This is a genomic window from Paraburkholderia kirstenboschensis (genome assembly GCF_904848585.1).
Classification (GTDB): domain Bacteria; phylum Pseudomonadota; class Gammaproteobacteria; order Burkholderiales; family Burkholderiaceae; genus Paraburkholderia; species Paraburkholderia kirstenboschensis.
Map to the genome: position 1 here is coordinate 1 of NZ_CAJHCR010000066.1, position 1,739 is coordinate 1,739.

1 rRNA gene is annotated in these 1,739 nt (G+C 52.8%); it reads right to left on the minus strand.

What is annotated here, in order from left to right:
- A 23S ribosomal RNA gene (locus tag JMY24_RS37950) occupies positions 1 to 1,721 on the minus strand; the annotation flags it as partial.
- Between the last annotated feature and the right edge of the window lie 18 nt (positions 1,722 to 1,739).

Below are 1,739 nucleotides of genomic sequence, written 5' to 3' on the forward strand. Positions count from 1 at the left end.
CGCCCGCAGGGGCGTCAAGCTACAGGGGCGTACCTTATCCCGAAGTTACGGTACCAATTTGCCGAGTTCCTTCTCCCGAGTTCTCTCAAGCGCCTTAGAATACTCATCTCGCCCACCTGTGTCGGTTTGCGGTACGGTCCTGTTAAACTGAAGCTTAGAGGCTTTTCTTGGAACCACTTCCGATTGCTTCTTCACCGAAGTGAATGGCCTCGCACCCTTGAATTCCGCGCCCGGATTTGCCTAAGCGCCTTCTCCAATGCAAGGACCGGGACTTCCAACACCCGGACAACCTTCCGCGATCCGTCCCCCCATCGCATTTAACAATGGTGCAGGAATATTAACCTGCTTCCCATCAGCTACGCATTTCTGCCTCGCCTTAGGGGCCGACTCACCCTACGCCGATGAACGTTGCGTAGGAAACCTTGGGCTTACGGCGAGGGGGCCTTTCACCCCCTTTATCGCTACTCATGTCAGCATTCGCACTTCCGATACCTCCAGCACACTTTCCAGTGCACCTTCGCAGGCTTACGGAACGCTCTCCTACCATGCACATAAATGTGCATCCGCAGCTTCGGTATATTGCTTAGCCCCGTTACATCTTCCGCGCAGGACGACTCGATCAGTGAGCTATTACGCTTTCTTTAAAGGATGGCTGCTTCTAAGCCAACCTCCTGACTGTTTTAGCCTTCCCACTTCGTTTCCCACTTAGCAATATTTGGGGACCTTAGCTGGCGGTCTGGGTTGTTTCCCTCTTGACACCGGACGTTAGCACCCGATGTCTGTCTCCCGTGATTGCACTCTTCGGTATTCGGAGTTTGCTATGGCGTAGTAATCCGCAATGGACCCCACAACCATGACAGTGCTCTACCCCCGAAGGTGATACACGAGGCACTACCTAAATAGTTTTCGGAGAGAACCAGCTATTTCCAGGTTTGTTTAGCCTTTCACCCCTATCCACAGCTCATCCCCTAACTTTTCAACGTTAGTGGGTTCGGACCTCCAGTACGTGTTACCGCACCTTCATCCTGGCCATGGATAGATCACCTGGTTTCGGGTCTACACCCAGCGACTGAACGCCCTGTTCGGACTCGCTTTCGCTACGCCTGCCCTAATCGGTTAAGCTTGCCACTGAATGTAAGTCGCTGACCCATTATACAAAAGGTACGCCGTCACCCCTTGCGAGGCTCCGACTGTTTGTATGCATGCGGTTTCAGGATCTATTTCACTCCCCTCCCGGGGTTCTTTTCGCCTTTCCCTCACGGTACTGGTTCACTATCGGTCGATCACGAGTATTTAGCCTTGGAGGATGGTCCCCCCATCTTCAGACAGGATTTCACGTGTCCCGCCCTACTTGTCGTACACCTAGTTCTTCCTCGCTGTTTTCGTCTACAGGGCTATCACCTGCTATGGCGGCACTTTCCAGAGCCTTCGACTAACAGTAAGAATAAAGAGTACAGGCTGGTCCCATTTCGCTCGCCACTACTCTGGGAATCTCGGTTGATTTCTTTTCCTGCGGTTACTTAGATGTTTCAGTTCACCGCGTTCGCTTCACATGACCTATGGATTCAGTCATGGATACTCCATTCGGAGTGGGTTTCCCCATTCGGACATCTTCGGATCAAAGCTCGTTTGCCAGCTCCCCGAAGCTTTTCGCAGGCTACCGCGTCCTTCATCGCCTGTGATCGCCAAGGCATCCACCACATGCACTTGTTCGCTTGACCCTATAACGGGTGTGTCTC